Source organism: Halalkalibacterium halodurans (assembly GCF_005671335.1).
GTDB classification, from domain to species: Bacteria; Bacillota; Bacilli; order Bacillales; family Bacillaceae_D; genus Halalkalibacterium; species Halalkalibacterium halodurans.
The window spans coordinates 2164884-2183450 of record NZ_CP040441.1; the positions used below are offsets into that span (position 1 = coordinate 2164884).

At 41.4% G+C, this 18567-nt stretch carries 13 protein-coding genes and 1 pseudogene; 12 read left to right on the top strand and 2 right to left on the bottom strand.

Annotated elements, in window-relative coordinates; genetic code table 11:
* Positions 1-14: 14 nt before the first annotated feature.
* The 6 genes and pseudogenes from FED51_RS10525 (at position 15) to FED51_RS10550 (ending at position 7663) form a co-directional block, all read left to right on the top strand.
* On the top strand, positions 15-2798 hold the full coding sequence (locus tag FED51_RS10525) for a glycosyl hydrolase 53 family protein (protein ID WP_138090493.1): 2784 nt from the start codon (positions 15-17) through the stop codon (positions 2796-2798).
* A gap of 331 nt (positions 2799-3129) precedes the next feature.
* The gene (gene abc-f / locus FED51_RS10530; protein ID WP_138090495.1) at positions 3130-4749 is read left to right on the top strand and encodes a ribosomal protection-like ABC-F family protein; all 1620 of its coding nucleotides are present in this window, start codon (positions 3130-3132) and stop codon (positions 4747-4749) included.
* Between the two features lie 223 nt (positions 4750-4972).
* Positions 4973-5512, top strand: coding sequence for an RNA polymerase sigma factor (locus tag FED51_RS10535; RefSeq protein WP_053431160.1), 540 nt, complete (start codon positions 4973-4975; stop codon positions 5510-5512).
* Positions 5505-6782, top strand: coding sequence for a DUF4179 domain-containing protein (locus tag FED51_RS10540; protein WP_053431159.1), 1278 nt, complete (start codon positions 5505-5507; stop codon positions 6780-6782). The genes FED51_RS10535 and FED51_RS10540 overlap by 8 nt, the downstream gene beginning before the upstream one ends.
* A gap of 120 nt (positions 6783-6902) precedes the next feature.
* Positions 6903-7094, top strand: a pseudogene (locus FED51_RS21575) (dihydrofolate reductase family protein); the annotation flags it as partial.
* Positions 7095-7231: 137 nt separating this feature from the next.
* Complete coding sequence (locus FED51_RS10550) at positions 7232-7663, top strand: cupredoxin domain-containing protein (RefSeq protein WP_010898186.1); 432 nt, start codon at positions 7232-7234, stop codon at positions 7661-7663.
* 304 nt (positions 7664-7967) lie between these two features.
* Here the strand turns inward: FED51_RS10550 and FED51_RS10555 are convergent, their stop codons facing one another.
* Positions 7968-9212: an IS110 family RNA-guided transposase gene (locus tag FED51_RS10555; protein WP_138090497.1), complete on the bottom strand. Its 1245-nt coding sequence runs from the start codon at positions 9210-9212 to the stop codon at positions 7968-7970.
* A gap of 289 nt (positions 9213-9501) precedes the next feature.
* Here FED51_RS10555 and FED51_RS10560 point away from each other — a divergent pair, with 289 nt between their 5' ends.
* The 3 genes from FED51_RS10560 to FED51_RS10570 all read left to right on the top strand — a co-directional run bounded on the left by FED51_RS10560 (position 9502) and on the right by FED51_RS10570 (position 12608).
* A complete protein-coding gene (locus FED51_RS10560) occupies positions 9502-9705 on the top strand; it encodes a BshB3 potential contributor to bacillithiol synthesis (protein WP_233443756.1) in 204 nt (67 codons plus the stop codon).
* Between the two features lie 179 nt (positions 9706-9884).
* Positions 9885-11069 (top strand): acetyl-CoA C-acetyltransferase, encoded by a 1185-nt coding sequence (locus FED51_RS10565; protein ID WP_138090499.1) that lies wholly within the window; start codon positions 9885-9887, stop codon positions 11067-11069.
* Between the two features lie 243 nt (positions 11070-11312).
* Positions 11313-12608: an NCS2 family permease gene (locus FED51_RS10570; protein ID WP_138090501.1), complete on the top strand. Its 1296-nt coding sequence runs from the start codon at positions 11313-11315 to the stop codon at positions 12606-12608.
* A gap of 53 nt (positions 12609-12661) precedes the next feature.
* Here the strand turns inward: FED51_RS10570 and FED51_RS10575 are convergent, their stop codons facing one another.
* Complete coding sequence (locus tag FED51_RS10575; protein ID WP_276403825.1) at positions 12662-12868, bottom strand: Ger(x)C family spore germination C-terminal domain-containing protein; 207 nt, start codon at positions 12866-12868, stop codon at positions 12662-12664.
* 153 nt (positions 12869-13021) lie between these two features.
* On the opposite strand from FED51_RS10575, the gene FED51_RS10580 reads away from it, so the two are divergent.
* The 3 genes from FED51_RS10580 to FED51_RS10590 all read left to right on the top strand — a co-directional run bounded on the left by FED51_RS10580 (position 13022) and on the right by FED51_RS10590 (position 18558).
* Positions 13022-13393, top strand: coding sequence for an iron chaperone (locus tag FED51_RS10580; protein ID WP_138090505.1), 372 nt, complete (start codon positions 13022-13024; stop codon positions 13391-13393).
* A gap of 951 nt (positions 13394-14344) precedes the next feature.
* Positions 14345-16363, top strand: a complete 2019-nt coding sequence (locus tag FED51_RS10585; protein WP_010898191.1) for a tetratricopeptide repeat protein — start codon at positions 14345-14347, stop codon at positions 16361-16363.
* 299 nt (positions 16364-16662) lie between these two features.
* Positions 16663-18558: a hypothetical protein gene (locus tag FED51_RS10590; RefSeq protein ID WP_138090507.1), complete on the top strand. Its 1896-nt coding sequence runs from the start codon at positions 16663-16665 to the stop codon at positions 18556-18558.
* The last annotated feature ends 9 nt before the right edge of the window (positions 18559-18567 follow it).

Here is an 18567-nt window from a genome sequence, read left to right on the forward strand (position 1 = left end):
AAGGTGAGGAGGACATGTTCAACAAACAGACGATCACATGGAACGCCCTTATGTTAGCAATCGTTGTCATTCTTATTAGCACATTCAATGGTCTTATGTTCAAGCCAATCGCCAAAGCATCCAGTAGCCCTAATCATGTAACGAATGGTGGATTTGAAACAGACTTTTGGGAAGATAGCTCGTGGGCCATTGAGCATACGCCTGATGAGGTCGATATCCATCATTTTGCCTATGCAGATGATCCGTGGATCAGAGCGGATGAAGGAGAACACGCCCTTAACTTTTGGATAAGAGACACAGCGACTGGATCTCAATCGTTCATCCTAAAGCAAGCGACTTCTGAATTAAGAGCCGGCATATATGAGCTAACGGTCCGAGCGATGGGAGGTTCTAATGAGGAGGCAGGAGCGATCCAATTGTTTGCCGAGGATGAGACGACTTCAGCCGTTACGACGACAGGCTACAACGAGTGGCAAACGATTACGTTGCCACTTGAAGTAGACGAACAATCAACGATTGAAGTTGGTGCCGTTATAACAGGAACATCTAGTGCATGGGGCTATCTCGATCAATTCTCCTTAACATTAGTTGAGGAGCCAGGAGGTAATGACGTGATCTCAGATCCAGTTGAGGCTGATATTTTCGTTGAGAGAGTAGACGGAATCCCTGACGATTTTATGAAAGGAGTTGACATTTCAAGCATCATCGCCTTAGAGCAAAGTGGTGTGACCTTTTATGATGATCACGGGAATGTTCAAGACATTTTTCAAACGTTACAAGAGGCAGGAGTCAATTACATTCGCATCCGCATTTGGAACGATCCATATGATTCCAATGGAAATGGTTATGGCGGTGGAAATAATGACCTTGAAAAAGCTATTGAAATTGGTAAACGAGCAACGAAAAATGGAATGAGAGTACTTGCAAACTTCCATTATTCCGACTTTTGGGCTGATCCCGCCAAGCAAAAGCCCCCGAAAGCATGGGAGACGTTAAGTTTCGAAGACAAGAAACAAGCGCTCTATGAATTTACGAAAGAAAGTGTAAAGACGATGTTGGATGAAGGCCTCGATATAGGGATGGTTCAAGTCGGTAACGAAACGACGAACGCCTTTGTCGGGGAGACAAACTGGGAAAAAATGAGCGAGCTACTCAATGAAGGAAGTCGCGCCGTAAGAGAGGTAGATGAGACGATTTTAGTGGCCCTCCATTTTACAAATCCGGAGACCCCAGGTCGATATGAGACGATTGCCCAACGATTATACGAATACAATGTGGACTATGATGTGTTTGCAAGCTCCTATTATCCGTTTTGGCACGGGACATTAAACAATTTAACGACTGTTTTATCCCATGTAGCTGATACGTACGACAAACTCGTCATGGTTGCAGAAACCTCTTATACGTATACGCGCCAGGATGGGGACGGACATGCAAACACAGCGCCGAGCTCTGGTCAAACATTGAATTATCCGATCACCGTTCAAGGCCAAGGGACAGCGGTTCGCGATGTTATTGAAGCCGTTGTAAACGTAGGCAAATCGGGAATAGGCGTCTTTTACTGGGAACCTGCGTGGATTCCCGTCGGTCCACCTGAAAGCATCGAACAAAACAAACAGTTATGGGAAAGAGACGGCTCTGGCTGGGCGACAAGTTATGCGGCCGCATATGATCCAGAGGATGCAGGTGAGTGGTACGGCGGGAGCGCTGTCGACAACCAAGCGCTGTTTGATTTTCAAGGGCATCCATTACCTTCCTTACATGTGTTCAACTATGTGGAAACCGGAACGATCTCTCCAGTAAAAATCGATGAAATTAAAGATGTCTATCTTACCGCTTTTGTAGGCGAAGCTGTGACATTACCTGAAACAGTAGAGGTGCGCTTTAACAACGGAACAACTGGGACAATGAACGTTATGTGGGATGGAGAAGCATTGGAAGAGGCGTTGGCCAGTGGAGCGGGATCGTATGTAATCGAGGGGATTGTCGAAGAAGGCTCAGCTGTAAGAGCCCACCTGCAAATCGTCCAGCAAAACTACGTTCGCAATCCAAGCTTTGAAGAGAATGATCGAAGCATGTGGATTATTTCTTACGAGAATGGAACATCACCACATACGAACTATCAAAACAAACCATCCGATGCAAAAACAGGGGATTATTCGTTGCACTTTTACTCGCCTGAGGCTGTCGACTTTACGGTAAAGCAAACAATTACTGATTTAGAGCCGGGCTATTATACGCTATCGATGTTTATCCAAGGCGGAGATGCTCATGATTCGGATATGTTCCTATTTGCCGAGACAAGCAGCGAACGATTTAAAACGTCCACATCTGTGAACGGCTGGGTAAATTGGCGCAATCCTGAAATAACGGAAATTCTTATCCTAAACGGTACAATTACGATCGAGGCAAAAATTCAAGCGAACGGTGGGGCGTGGGGAACGTTATATGACTTTGCCTTATATCGGATAGCGAACGTGGAAGAAGAAGAGTTGTCGCCAACGAAGGAGCCTATCCGTGGAAAAGAGCCAGCAAAAAACAATACGGATCATGACGACAATCTTAATTCGACAGAAGAAAAGGAACAGCAGCTTCCTAGTCCCGAAAATAAGAACGATAACAGGAATCCTTTGAAGAACAAGGAGCTATTAAATCAAAAAAATACCGATGGGAAATCGCCTACAGATGGGAAAGAAGGAGGACTTTTACCGAATACAGCAACGAATCATTTCGCCTACATCCTTGTCGGCTTGCTTCTCCTTTTAGCCGGTAGCACTGTTCTCCTCTTAAAGAAGTAAAGTGCCATTGGGTAAAAAAAGAAGACATTTGACGAGCGAACGATTTTTAACTAAAATGAAGATACTTTATGAAAAGGAGGTGGGTTAGGTGAATCGAACTGGTAAAGGCGTGACGTTTATTCAAGACTATTTATGGATCCGTCGTGCTATTTTTTCCCACGTGTCTAATCAACGGGATACGTATGCCCTTTTGCACACACTTAAATAGGGAAAAATACCAGGAAGAGACATCTACCCACAAACGACTAATTTAAAGATGGTGGAGAAAGCTCTGCCATCTTTTTTTGCATTCATAAATGAGTGTCTCTTCCCTTATGGAGGGAAGATAATCATGATTATATGTAGTTTGCAGCATGTGAAACAAATGTACGGAGCTCATACGATTTTTCACGACATTTGTTGTGAAGTGAAAAAAGGGGAAAGAATCGGTATCATCGGCCGAAACGGGGAAGGAAAATCAACATTGTTACACGTAATGGCAGGGAAAGAGCCCCCGAGTAAAGGTACTGTGACTCGGAAAAAAGGTTTGTCCCTCGGTCTGTTAGAACAATTACCAAAGCTTGACCCTGAAAAGCCAGTTCGCGGACTTTTGCATGACGTGTTTTCCGACTTAAATGAACTGAAAGGAAAATTAGCTGAAATCGAACGAGCGTTAGCGGAAAATCCAGCCTCTCTAGAGCAACTTTTAGAAACATACGGATCGTTGCAGGACCAGTTTTTGCAATTAGGCGGGTATGAAATCGATAGCCGAATTAATCGCGTCGTGAGCGGCTTACAGCTTGTACATTTACTCGATAAAAAATGGCAAGAGTTAAGCGGTGGTGAACGAACGAAAATTGGGCTTGCCAGGCTACTCCTCAGATCGCCTGAACTGCTTTTGCTTGATGAACCAACAAACCATCTTGACTTATCTGCGATCGAATGGCTCACAGATTTTATCCGCCAATACGATGGTACCGTAGTCATTGTGTCTCATGATCGCTATTTCTTAGATGAGGTAACAACGAGTATTTTTGAGTTGGAGCATGGTGAACTTCACACGTATCAAGGGAATTACTCCAGCTATATGAAAGAGCGTGAAGAACGGATTTTACGGGAATTTCAACACTATCAAGACCAACAAAAGAAGATTAAGAAAATGAAGGAAACGATTAAACGATTAAAAGAATGGGCTAATCGTTCCAACCCGCCAAATGACGGCTTGCACCGCCGAGCCAAAAGTATGGAAAAAGCGTTAGCTCGGATTGAATTACTTAAAAAACCGATTTTGCAACATAAAAAAGTAGACTTGGACTTCCATATTCAAAATCGAAGTGGAACCGATGTGATCATGATGGAGAATGTAGCGAAAACATACGGTGAAAGGGAATTGTTTCATGACGTTCAGCTCCATGTACGCTTTCAGGAACGGGTCGCGATTGTCGGAGAAAATGGTAGTGGCAAATCAACGTTATTAAACATGATCCTTGGGAAACAACAGCCGGAGAAAGGGCGTATTCAGATTGGCAGCAATGTGTCTATCGGCTACTTATCACAGCACAACGAGGAAATGGACGGGAAGAAGACGATTTTAGAAGAATTTCGTGCCAAGGTAACAGTCACTGAAGGCGAGGCGCGACACATTTTAGCACGCTACCTCTTTTATGGAAACACCGTCTTCCGGAAAGTAAAGGACTTAAGCGGAGGAGAGCGGATGCGTCTCCGATTAGCCCAGCTCGTCCATCAGCGCCACAATTTGCTTATCCTCGATGAGCCTACAAACCATTTGGATATTGATTCAAGGGAAGTATTAGAAGAAGCTCTTTCTGAATTTCAAGGGACGGTCATTGCCGTGTCCCATGATCGCTACTTCCTCGATCGGTTGTTTCCTGTCACATACTGGCTAGCAGGTCACTTGTTGACGCGACATGAAGGAAATTATACCTTTGCGCGAGAGAAGAGGAAGTATTAATACGAGATCATGCGCATTTTTCCTAGATTTCTCGAAATGATGACGATACTTGAAGACTCCTTGTTTTACCCTTTCAACTATTCGTAAATAAGAATAGTTTCCGTTTACTATTGACTAGAGGTGCGATTCATAGAAATTGCACCTTTTTTGCTAGGTTCATTATTTTTTCTAAAATGAACTTTTTCTTATCGACTTGACTCTTATTAGGGAGAGAGGTGAAGGAATGAATGTTGGGCGACTTGTGAAAAGAGCAAAAAAAGGAAATAAAGAGGCGCTGCTGCAGCTCGTGATGGCCGAAAAAGATCGCTATTACCGACTGGCTCTCACTTATATGGGGAATCCCCATGATGCGATGGACGCCATGGAAGATATGATCGTTACACTGTATGAAACAATCGATCAGCTTCAAAAAGAGGATGCTTTTTATAGTTGGAGTAACACCATTTTAGTGAACCGTTGTAAGAGAATGCTTAGCAAACAACAGAAACTCATACACGCAAAGGAGTGGAATGAAGAGGAAACAAATAGATACTCGACTTTGATCGATCCATTTATACAACGTGAACAGCATCTCGATATTATGCGTTTACTAGATCATTTGAATGAACAGCAAAAAGAGGCGATTCAATTAAAATATTTTCACGATCTCGACTATCAAACGATTGCTAACATGACAAATGTCTCCGTTGGAACGGTCAAATCAAGAGTTTTTCAAGGATTAAAAAAACTACGAGAGCATATTGGAGGTGATTACCATGAATGAGATAGAAAAACGATTGGCTGCTGAAAAGAAACGAATCGACGCCATCCACGCACCTGAACAAATCGAACAGCGGTTAAGGCGCGCGTTACGAGCAGCACCTTCAAGTAAGCGAAGATCCAAGATGTGGAAGTTTGCCGCCGCTGCGTTATTTCTTTCCCTTCTTATCGGCACACAGTACAATGCGATTGCCTTTTACGGTAAGACACTGTTTGGCTTTGGAGAATTGACCAGTGATACGTTAGCTCGGCTCAACGAACAAGGGAAGGGACAAGCAATTGAAAAAGGGATGACTCTTCTAGATGGTACCGAATTAACAATCGAGGGGATCATGACAGACGCAAATCAACTCATCTTGTACTACCGTTTATTCAATTCAAAGGGTGTCGACGAGGAAACAAGCGACTTATTTAACACCCGCAACATAACTGGATTTTTAACGAATGCCCATGTAATTAGCGGAACATCAATCATGAATGACGATCGGACAGAGATAAAGGGGATATTGTCGTTTGAGCCAGTTAGTCCATTTTCCAAAAAGCTGACTTTGCATTTTTCCCAACAAGTAGGGAGTAGCCAGTATAGTGAAGAAGCCCTAACGTTTCCATATGATCCCAATCAGGCAATGCCAACGATGTTAAAGCAGTCAATTAGACAAACGGTGGAAGTGGACAAAGGGATCATCAGCTTCCATTCGATCACCGCGACACCGACGATGACCGTAATCACCGGCTCCTTAAACGTAGAAAACTTTGATCGCGTATCCGACCTTAGCGGCATTCAATTAGTGGTGGACGGAGTTTCTATTGATCAAATCGGAAGTAGCATCGAGTCTTCCTTCAATGGAAGCAAGCTTGAATTAAAGTATGATGCCTTACCGGAAGAAATAGAGAATCTCGAGCTTATCGTTGAGGCATTTGCTGGATATGAGACTCTTGAAAAGAAAATTTCGCTTCCATTAAGAGATGAACGAGCAGAAATGCTTTCGGGAAAACAACTTTGGATTGATCCCTTGACAAGAACTTCCCAAGGGATAGAGCTCACCATCGCAACAGATGAAGATGTGATGCTAGATCAAGTATCGGTTGTAACTACCGAAGGGATCACTCCGCTGGAGACTACGCTTAATCAAACCTATATGGAACAAGATGGACAAAGCTTAAAAGTACGGACATTATGGTTTGAAACAAACGAACAGCCGGAAGAATTATTAATCGAAGGGATGCATTACATGAAACGATACGGTCACGTCATTGAAATTCCAATACAATAAGAAAAGGAGGATAAATGCTACTTTTTTAATGGAGATCAAGCTTTTTATCGAATGTAGTCTTATTTCGGGGAGGGGATTTGATGAATCTTAAACAAACAGAAGAGGTCTGACGAGAGTGCCCAACTAGCCGGTTCGCTACTTGAACACAAGCTCATTGATCAACTAGTATTAAAGGTGAATCCCGTCCTCATTGGGAAAGGTAAACGTCTGCTTAGTGAAATGAAAAACCAATGGCATTTAGACCTAGTAGACATAAAGCAATATTCAACTGGCGTGTTTAAGCCGACATACAATATCATCTATTCTAGCTAGCGGAACAATCTCTTTTAAAATCTTCATAAAATCGCCACCATTTTGTGCCTTTTTGGCAACAGATTTTACCTGTGCGAATTGGTACAATGATTTATGTAAACATCGGTTGAGATTAATTTCAATAAGGGGTTGTTACAATGAAAAAGATTTGGCTATCATTAATGGGCTTAACTCTTGCTGTTGGTCTAGCTGCATGCGGTAGTTCTGACGACACGTCGACGGATGCGGAGCAAGAAGCTACACCATCTGAGACTGAAGAGGCTGCATCTGGTGCTGAATCAGAAGTTAACGGAGAAGACGTAGTCACCCTCCATATTCAAGCAGACAATTTTTCTTTTGATCAAGAGCAATATGAAGTGCCTCTCGGTGCTACTGTAGAAATTACGTTTGAAAATGTTGAAGGGCATCATGAGGCAGTCATTGAAGGGTATAATGTGTCCCTCTCTGAAGGGGAACCTGTCACATTTGTTGCGGACCAAGCTGGAGAATTTGAGCTTGCTTGTAGTGTTGTATGCGGACCAATAGATGACCACGAAAATATGGTCAGCAAGCTAGTAGTCACAGAATAAAGCTATAAAATGACACCTTCCTTTCTCGACCAACGACAAGGGAGGTGTTTTTTCTTTGCGGATAATCCTGAATAGCTGTTTGTTTTACTCGTGTGAAGGATGGTTGGTAGAATGAAGATTGGCAGGACAGGATGATGTTGTTCAAAATAAAGCTGAATCAAAGGCTGTAGGAGAAGTGGATCTTGTTCTACATGGAGGAGGAAGTCTGAAATAAACCAATGATGTAACAACTAAAGTAAAAGAGTATGACAAATAAGCCATCCAGAGATGACTGTTTAGCAAATTATGGTATATCAAACAAAACTTAAGTTACTGTTTCCATAATTCGAAAGCCTTGGGATTTTGCCAACGAGATTGCTTGTTCAATCGTAATTTCGCGATTTACTGGAAGAACATCGGCTTTCTGATACAGATCTGGGTTATAAGGTTCTTTTTTCTTCAAAATGTGGTAAATTGCTGTTAACAACATTCGCGCTATAGCGATAATGGCACGTTTGTGTCCGCGACGTTTTTTAAGTCTTAAATAGCGGTTTCGGACTTCGGGATGCTTATCGCTTTTGACTACAGCCGTAGCACACTGTACCAAAAGGGGCTTGATATAAACCCCTGCTCTCGAAACCCTTACGGATTTTTTCTTGCCAGCACTTTCGTTATTCGTTGGTGTTAGCCCTGCCCAGGAACATAAATGCTTAGCTGTCGGGAACACGTCCATATTGACACCTATTTCCGAAACCACTGCAATGGCGGAGAAGATGTTTTTAAAGGGCGGAACAGTTAAGATCAAGTTAATTTCTTCTGTGTAGGGCTCGGCAAGAGAAAGGATCAGCTGTTCAAGATCTGCTTTACGAGCTTGAAGATCATCATAATGTTGTTTAATCACAGCTATTTTCCCTGCTTGCTCAGGTGAAATAACACCATCAATGGCAAGTTCTAACTCGGGAATCTTGTCCTTCATCGAACCGTGTATAAGGGGTTCGATATCAAAATCTGTATCTGTTGGGTCTTCCAGCAGTTTTTCAATAATATTCATGGAACTCTTTCCAAAGGTATCCGACACGGTATTACCAAGCTGGATGTTCGATACCGTTAGGCTGTTTTGAAATCGATTCTTTTCACTGGACGTAAAGTTGGTCAATTTAAAACGATAACGCATCAGGTCACGAAGTTGCCGAATAGCTAGGGGAGGCATAAAGCTTCCAGCTACAAGATCATGTTTAAATAAATCAGCAATCCATTTGGCATCTTTTTTGTCCGTCTTTTTACCCCGAATGGCTTTGACGTATTTGGGATGAGCCAGAGTGATGTTGCAGGAATCTTCAAGAACATTGAACACGGGAATCCAGTATTTCCCGGTAGATTCCATACAGACATCTTTACAGTTGTTTTCACAAAGCCATTGTGACAGCTCTTTCAGCCCTTTGTTATAGGTAGAAAAGCGATGGCGTTTGTAAGTAGTCACTCCTTTGTTGGTTGAAGCAATACAGGCCACAACAAAGGTTTTGTGGACGTCAATTCCACAACAGACGGGATAGACAATTTTTAAACCCATAGGGAGAACTCCTTTCCAAGATATATAGGGATAGACAGCATTGACTGATTACCTAGCTATAAACGAGTTGTTTATACAAAGATAAGTCTGCGTGCTCGAAGTCACACTTATTTGTGCTTGGAAAGGTAATCTACACATATAATCATGCGGTCACTCCATAACTGGAGCAGCCCACTCACCTCCACGTGATTTGTAGTGTACTGGTATCCCTATAAGTCTAGAATAATAAAAAAATCGCTCAGCACAAGTTTATTTCATGCCGTTTTGTGCCTTGAGCGAAGCGAAAGGAATGGGCATAATCATGAAACTATTAATTATTTTAGTAGCACTCGTTTGTATAGTAGCTCTTGTCATCACATTAGCGTTAACAAAATCTGAAGACACGAGTTACAGTAGCCATAAAAGTATTAGCAATCAACTCTTATTGTACCTTGCTCTTATTCCGATTATAGGTGTGATTATTGCCTCACTTTATTGGGTTTTGTTTGCTTAGAAAAGATAAGAGAAAGGGGTAGAATTAAGAGACCATCAAAGATTTCTCTTTAAGGCAGCTTTCGGTACAACGATTGTTATGACCGTTGTTGCTTTCTTCACAGGGGTTATATAATAAAGACAAGGCAAACCCTCGGTTCGTTTTGAGATTTGCCATTATTTAAAAGAGGGAGAGATTCGATGACGCAAGAAGTCGTAATCGCCAGTGGGGTTCGGACGCCGATTGGTCGCTTCGGTGGTCATTTAAAAGATTTGAAAGCGCCAACATTAGGAGCGCTTGTAATCTCAGAAGCGCTCCACCGGGCGGGAGTTCTTAATGAGCAGGTAGATGAGGTGATTATGGGGAATGTCCTCCAAGCTGGACTTGGACAAAATCCAGCAAGACAGGCGGCGCTCCAAGCCGGCTTGCCTGAAACAGTTCCAGCGATGACGATTAATAAAGTTTGCGGTTCTGGCTTAAAAGCGGTCCACTTAGCGTCCCAGGCAATCGCTTGTGGTGATGCCGAGATTGTTGTCGCCGGCGGAATGGAAAATATGAGCCAAGCTCCTTATCTAGCAGTAGGGGCAAGGGATGGCTATCGAATGGGGCATCATCAACTAATTGATAGCATGATCCATGACGGGTTATGGTGTGCATTTAATGATTATCACATGGGGATCACCGCTGAGAATCTATGCGAGCAATATGGACTGTCACGGACCGAATTAGATGAATTTTCCGCATGGAGTCAAGAAAAAGCCGTCCAAGCGATTGAATCAGGTCGGTTTAAAGATGAAATTGTACCAGTAGACATCCCACAAAGGAAAGGCGAACCGATCCAGTTTGATACCGATGAATATGTGAAAAGAGGGACGACTACTGAAACGCTAGGAGCTCTTCGGCCCGCATTTAAAAAGGACGGCAAGGTTACGGCTGGTAACGCCTCTGGCATCAATGATGGAGCAGCAGCGGTCGTCGTTATGAGTAAAGAAAAGGCCGTTGAGCTCGGGATCAAACCACTGGTCACAGTTAGAGCGAATGCAACAGCAGGGGTGGAGCCGAGGATTATGGGAATCGGTCCCGTTCCAGCAACAAAAAAAGCGTTAACGAAAGCCAGGCTAACGATGGATGACATTGACCTCATTGAAGCCAACGAAGCCTTTGCCGCTCAATCATTGGCCGTTGCCAAAGAACTTTCTTTCGCAAAGGATCGGTTGAATGTCAATGGTGGTGCTATCGCATTAGGTCACCCAATCGGTGCAAGCGGCACGCGAATTTTTGTTACCCTCCTTCACGAACTCTTGCGCCGCGGGGAAACCTATGGTTTAGCGACCCTCTGCATCGGTGGCGGGCAAGGCGTAGCGACAATCATTGAAAGAGCATAACGACAATGAAGCCAAAAGGGGATGACTCCTTTTGGCTTTTTACACTTTCCTAATTCAAGAAGGCTTCTGACTTAGCAGAACGACCTTTCTTTTTACGGTAGAAAAAGAGCTTTTTAAAGCGTCACCCCAAACACTCTAATCATTCAGCATATCTATTTACAGATTGCTCGTCCACGATTATAATACGTACTTGTGGATCTTTATGATCGGGTGGGAGAGGGAAACTGAATAAGGACTGTTATGATGGTCAAATGGATGAAAAACTATTTTGATTTGCCAGGTCATGAAACAACGCTAAAGCGGGAGTTTCTTGCTGGCCTAATCTCGTTCATTACCATTGTGTACATTATTGCTGTGAATGGAGCGATTTTGTCAGAATCAGGAATCCCTTTAGAGGCCGCAATCATTGCAACAATTATCACGTCGTTCGTCGGTTGTTGGTTAATGGGGTTTTGGGCGAATGCCCCCATTATCCTCGTACCGGGCATGGGAATTAACGCAATGTTTTCTTATACGCTCGTTCATTCCATGGGTCTCACATGGCAGGAAGCGTTAGCGGTCGTCGTCATTTCTGGGCTTATTGTGACGATCATTTCCTTTACACAACTCGCGCAGCTTTTACTCGATTCGATTCCAAGTTCACTAAAGCACGGAATTACGGTCGGCCTAGGGTTGTTTTTAGCATTAATCGGGTTAGAAAAGGGTGGTCTAATTACGCGGGGTGAAAATTCCCTACTTGCGTTAGGGGATTTGAGCAGCCCATTTGTCATTGCGACCTTAATGTCAGTCGTACTCGCCGTCGTTCTTTTCATGCGAAACGTTCCAGGCAACTTTCTTATTAGCATAATAGCCGGTACGTCAATCGCAGCGGTTTTAGGCGTGATCAGTTTCGACGAACTCAGTACTTGGACTGTACCGCTAGATCAATACCCTAGCCTATTTGGGGACATTTCATTTTCAGGATTCAGCAGCTTTTCGTTTTTCGTTGCTGTCTTTTCTTTAACCATGGTGCTGTTGTTCGAAAACATCGGGTTAATTAATGGTCACCTTAATATGACAAATCGTCCTGAGAAGTTTTCCCGTTCCTTTCAAGCAAATGGCGTCTCTATTTTCACGAGTGGAATTTTTGGCACAAGCCCTACTGTTGCAACGGTTGAAACGACAGCAGGAATTGCAGCCGGAGGAAGAACAGGAGTCACTGCGATTGTTACAGGAAGCTTGTTTTTGCTTTCGCTCTTTGCGATTCCTTTAGTGAAACTGATTCCAGGCAGCGCCATTGCCCCTGTGCTAATGATCATTGGTGGATTAATGGTACAGCAAGTAAAGCAAATTGATTTCCAGGATTTTTCAGAAGGATTTCCTGCTTTCCTTGTAATTGTCATGATCCCATTTTCATATAGCATTGCGGACGGAATTGCATTCGGCTTTATCGCCTACCCACTGGTGAAGTTTGCATTAGGAAAAGCAAAAGAGGTTCCCATTCCTCTTTATGTGATCGCAACGTTATTTTTCTTAACGTTTGTTGCACACGTATATTAATCTCGTAAAACCCCACCCTTGCCACACTATACATGGAGAGGGTGGGGAAACTTTTAGTGCAGCTCTTTTTGCGTTTTATTAATAGACTTTAACGGGTTGATCGTCACTTCAATTTCTTGAATCTCCGGTTGGTCTTTGTTATCTGACTTTTTCCATTGTTCGGGATGGAAGCGGTAAAGATAATCACGTACTTGAAAGACATCGGCTCCTAGTTCCTTCGCCTTGTTCATCGTAATCGTTACTTCTTGTTTTGAGCATATCTTCTAGCTCTCTTTTAATTTCCTCAACCGTCATTTGGTTTGAGGAATAACACTTGTCATGTCCATTTGACATCTAAGTGTAGTGTGATTAAATCTAGAAGTGGTAAAGTCGCTTGAGATATATTCAATCATACATTTTTAGGAGGAATGAACTTGGAAGTTTTTGCAGAGTATTTAAAAGGCATCGATCACCCTGATCACCGCGATCGAACAGAGGAGATATTATCGTGGGTTGCTGCTACATTCCCAAATTTAGAACCACAAATGAAGTGGAATACGCCGATGTTTTCCAATCAAGGTACATTTATCATTGGCTTCTCCACCTCGAAACATCATTTGAGCGTTTCACCCGAAGAAATAGGCATTTCGCAATTTGCCGATGCTATTGCACAAGCGGGCTACAGCGCGACCAAAGGCTTGTTTCGAATTCCTTGGAATGATCCAGTCCATTACGAACTGCTTAAACAAATGATTGAGTTTAATATTCAGGATAAGGAAGGCTATTCCATTTTTTGGCGTAAATAAAAGGTATCCATGTTGTCGACTTCCTTCAGAGTTCCGCGATAAAATTTGACTGCAAACTTTCTGAGAGTGTTCACAAAGAAGCCTTGTTTCGTTTGTTGAAACGAGGCTTCCCGTAATCAATACAAGGTTTATAGCCGCTCGTGTGAAGGATCGTCTGCACTATCATCTTAAATAGATACATTCTACCCCCGATTATTTCACAAGAAGTGTAAATTGGGGTTTTGCACCTGAAAATTTGGCATCAAATGATTTAAAATATAGCTTTCCTAAAAGTAGAAGGAAGCTCAGCTTCACAGCAGAATGTTGCAAAAGCTTGATTAACATTAATGATACTTTTTTGATTTAAGTAATAGTCTAATGACTAAGTGTATTAGCTAGGTAAAATTCTCTATTTTCCCCCGCGAAACTTTCCTCATGTTTGACTTTAGTATTCAAACACTTTTAAAAATGGGGAAACTCAGATCTCTTTCAATAAGTCTATTGATTTCCTCTGCTGCTAAATCTTCTTATGTAAGTCGTGACAATTCCCTTCTTTTTCTTATTATTGTACCTAAAGTAGTCATACCTTTTTCATCTCATAAAAAAATAGAAACTATTGCACTAATAGATTATCCTCATTTTCAAATTATAGAAAATGTAAATAATATTAGCAATATAAAATATAATTTGACATTTATTTTAGGGTATCATATTATGAACGTAACTATTTAACAAATTAAACCATAGCTACATTTTAGGAGGGACCTATCATGAACAATAAAAAGAAATTCTATTCGTCTTAACACGTTTCATCCATTCAAGTTTCACCAGCTGACCCTATTTGCTAACGATAAACAAATAGTAGGGGACGTGGTCGTGAAATAGATTTTTGTCGATTCTTTGCTTATTAAAAGCCACACCTTTTTTGCATATTCTTGTTTTAATAAGTATAGGCGATAGCGAGGTGAAGGAATGTTATCCGAACGAACAAAACTAGACGTTGAATGGGATCGAAAGAAAATTCCTTACACGGGTGATGTTGTATCACATGTTTTAAAAGTCTTCGATCAGAAAAAATCGAAAGATAAAAATTGTTGTGAAGATAAAGTGTGGGTTCTCACTCATAAAAAAGAAAATCGAATTGCAATTATCGAAGAGTTGAAACAACACCTTGTCAACAACATAGAGACTTTGACGATCGGAGGAGTTTGGGAAACAACCGGTTATAGTGGAATAGCTACTCAATTAAGAACCATCATTACTTATCTACTAAAAAAAGGATACCACAATTTTTTAGAAACCTTTGCTCCGGAAATCATTTATCTCTTCCCAGATCTAACTTCCGTACCACCCTTTAGAAATGCTAAGCAATTAGACGCAATAGCTCTTTCTCCCTCACGTCGTAGATTGCATAAAGAATCTGAACAAATGTTCAGAGTCACCCAAATGGTCGTAAGCCTTCTCTTAAAATATGTAGAGCATACAGGCAAAGACGTTGTTTTTCTTTTTGATCAAATTGATAAAATGGACGAACATACAATTCGTTGCTTTACACGCCTATCTAAATGTATCCATCATTGTCAAGCTGTTGTTGTTGCAACGTTTTCTGAGGCGTCCGATAATGACCCGCGTTTTAACTTTAAAATAAACACTGATAACCAGCCTTACATTAGCTTAGCTGAAAACCGTAATCGACTGCTTCATACAGCACATAAACAGACTTCCCCACTTGTGTTAGAACCAACACTAACAAATGATCTCTTTCATAAAAAGAATACCATTATCGCTTCTGAGAAGAATACGCAACTTATGACTAAAGAGGTTCAGACGACTACAACTCTCCTAGAAAGCATACATAAAAGAAAGTTAGACAATCTTGACTCCGAAGTGATTGACGCTCTAGAAGAAAGTATATTTACTCAAAACTATGAACACGCACTTTTCCTTATCAACAAGACCTCCCCTTATATGGATCATCTTAAAAACAAAACGAAGGTAGAAGTATGGATTTACATCGGCATAGGCTACGCATTCATGCTCAAGTATGAGAAAGCTCTCACATTGTTCCAATACGCCCTGAAAAATTCAGAAGACACACTGCAAAAGTCAGAAATACAGCTACTTATCGCTTTGTTGTATACTAAGCGACTCAACAACCCACTACTTGGCAGGGAAATCATTGACAACGCACTTCAAAACATAGGATCACTTACTGGAAATCGAGTAGAGGTAGAACGCACTTGGCTTTATAACCTAAAAGCTCTCACGTTTGTTGAGCGGCGAGATTTAGTGAATGCTTATAAAAATTGTCGAAAAGCTCTTGAGCATATTAAAAAGGGCGATCGATCAGAAGATGCCATTCATATCAAAATAAATTTGCTTTCCAATATTTCTGTTTTGTATGAGTACATGAATAAAGTAGACGCATCCCTAACAAAATGGATGAAATTCGATAAGTTCATTCTACAATCTAGTCCAGTGTTTACAAAACATTATTTGTATCGAAAAGCTGGATTACTCTACAAAATGAAAAACTATCTCGAGGCGATTGAAGCCTTAAAAGCAAGTTATAAGATCGCAGCAGAACTGCACGACTATTTTCATATGGATATCATCGCCAGAGGCTTAGGCGCTATTCTTTTCGAGGAAGAGAACTTCTCTGAAGCAATTCAATGGTTTAGATGTAGTTTAAATGCAAAGTACAAATTATTAGAAGATGAAGATATTCCCCGAGTAGTTGCAGCAATAGCTATTTGTTTTAATCAGTTAGGAGAAAGTCACAAAGGGATGAAAGAAATTGAGGCGTGTTTACAGACACACACAAAAGGTGATGCCGCTCAAATGGTTTTGGATATGTTAACTCAGTGGGAGCATCAAGATAACGACAAGTGGAAGAGCTATGTTAAATGGGCCATTCAAAAACCAGATTCTAAACTTAACCGACCTTTTGACTTGACCAATCTCTATTGTGAAAGGACGGAGAGCTCGTAGTGTGGTTCAATACTTCCACATGGCGTTGGTTAAAGCCATTTGTGCTCCGCAGTACCTCTATCCCCATCGAGATGGTTTTGAACTTAAGGTTAAAAGAATCAATAAAGCAACTAAATGAATGGAGCAAAAGCCAACAATCATTTGATCAATGGTGCAACCATTGGATTAAAGAAATTAGGTCTGTACCAGTAGAGCGAATAAGTCTTCCGCACCAACGAAAAGTCATACGAAGAATAAAAAAAAGAAACCCACTAACCGAACAAGATAAAATCATTGTTACCAAGTGGGGAATGGAAAAGTTGATTGATGAGTACTGCTCACAGCAGCAATCATTAATAAGCTTAAAGAAAAAGGCGCAACAATCTTTTCATGAAGAGTTTGAACGACTACAACAACAGTTAATTGAGAGGTTTCAATCTAGCCAATATGAATTAGCTCTGTATACATTGAACCACAAGCTTTGGCATTTCTGGATTAAGGAGAATCGTCTTGAAAATCTAACTGATGCACAAAAAAAACAAACATGTAGAACCCTTTTCGCCTATCTTCAACGGGTCTCAACTAAAAATGACACTATCGGTGAATATGGCCCTATCAGTTATGGTGCATTCAATCAAGGCAAGCTGATTCAAACTAGGCAAATTACGAAAAGAAAAGCCTATTTTGCCTATCAAGGGCTACAAAAATTGCTAAGTGTTATAAAAAAGGATTTAATGCCGCAGGCTCATGCCTGGAATCTCCCATCGTCCACGGTAGATGGGTGGAAGCTTGTTAGAGAACGGGTTGAAGATTGTAATGATCCTCGTTCAGAAATATGGATACGAATCCTAGATCAACTTGAGGAGACTAGACATTTGTTTGAGACGTCCACTCAACCAAACGAAAAAGAACAAGCCTTAGCTCAAGCTGAGAAACTATTTACAAACATAACAGGGGAGGCTTTTCAAGGAGAGAATCAGCAATACTTCGCAGATAAAACATTGCTGTATGAAGAATGCCATGATCAGCAATATTTACCCGTCACCCTATCTGTCGATTTATGGACAGAGTTAGATCATGCTTTGTTGATTCATGCCAAACTACGCCTAGACATTTGGAGATCTTGGCAAAATATTGCGGTCCAGAAATTCGAGCAATTGGCGAATGGAAATGTTTCGATTCCGTTAATGAAATGGGTTTCCTATTGGTTGCGTTATCCTCCAAGCCTTGACAACCAATCAGCAACCGATCTGCTTTCACCTTGGCTAGTTGATCGTAATGGCTACCTTTCAATTAAACTCCCGGACCGAGTTATCCGAAGCTGGCGGAAGGAGATTAACTCATTCAGATGGTTACTCTCACCTGATTTAATGGTAAAAGGAAAATTTGAGACTAATCGTTTCAATGTAGCATCCATCGTGATAGGGGAATTACATCACGGTTTTACCGCCGATGGTTGGATGTTTGAATTTCATCCTGACAAAAAAGAAATCAATCGAATAGTCCGGCAAGCTATGCCAGAAAAGAATCCAAGCTTTACTTGGGCTAATTGGATCTTTCAAAGGAAAATGAAAAGTACTCCGCAAGAGTACCCAGGTGTATCAGTAAAGCTTACAGGTCATTCTGAATACCCAGATGAGAAGTCATTCTCTCTATATGACTTGGAGGTTAGAAGGTTAGGCGATAAAGTGGCTGTTTTTTTACAAGGAACTGATAATGCTCTAATGTTTTATCCCCCTGCCTATGGATTTAACGAAACAAGCTTTTTCCCTTTTGCACTTTTCTGTTCACCTATGATGGAACCTTCATCCAATTACTCAAAAGGGAGACACAAAGCAATAAAGTTAGGAAATGTCACATTAATTAGGGAACATTGGGTTTTCGAGCCGACAGATTGGGGAGAAGTCCATGCATCACTTGATGGATTTCAACAAATGGCGTGTTTACAAGAGATTAAGGTTAAATATCAATTACCGCAAGTAGGATACTTAAGATTTTCTCAAGAGCTAAAACCTGTTTGGTTTGACTTTAATAATCCATTTTGTGTCGATTTGTTTTTCAATATGGCTAAAAAAGCAGAATGGTTTACGTTTTCCAGAATGGACCCAGGGGTGGAGGATTTATTTCTGAAGGATGATCGAGGCCATTATTGTTGTGAATTGCGAACCTTTGCTTATCGGCAAGAGATAACTTCCAAAGATATGCTCATGGGTTAATTTAGTAAA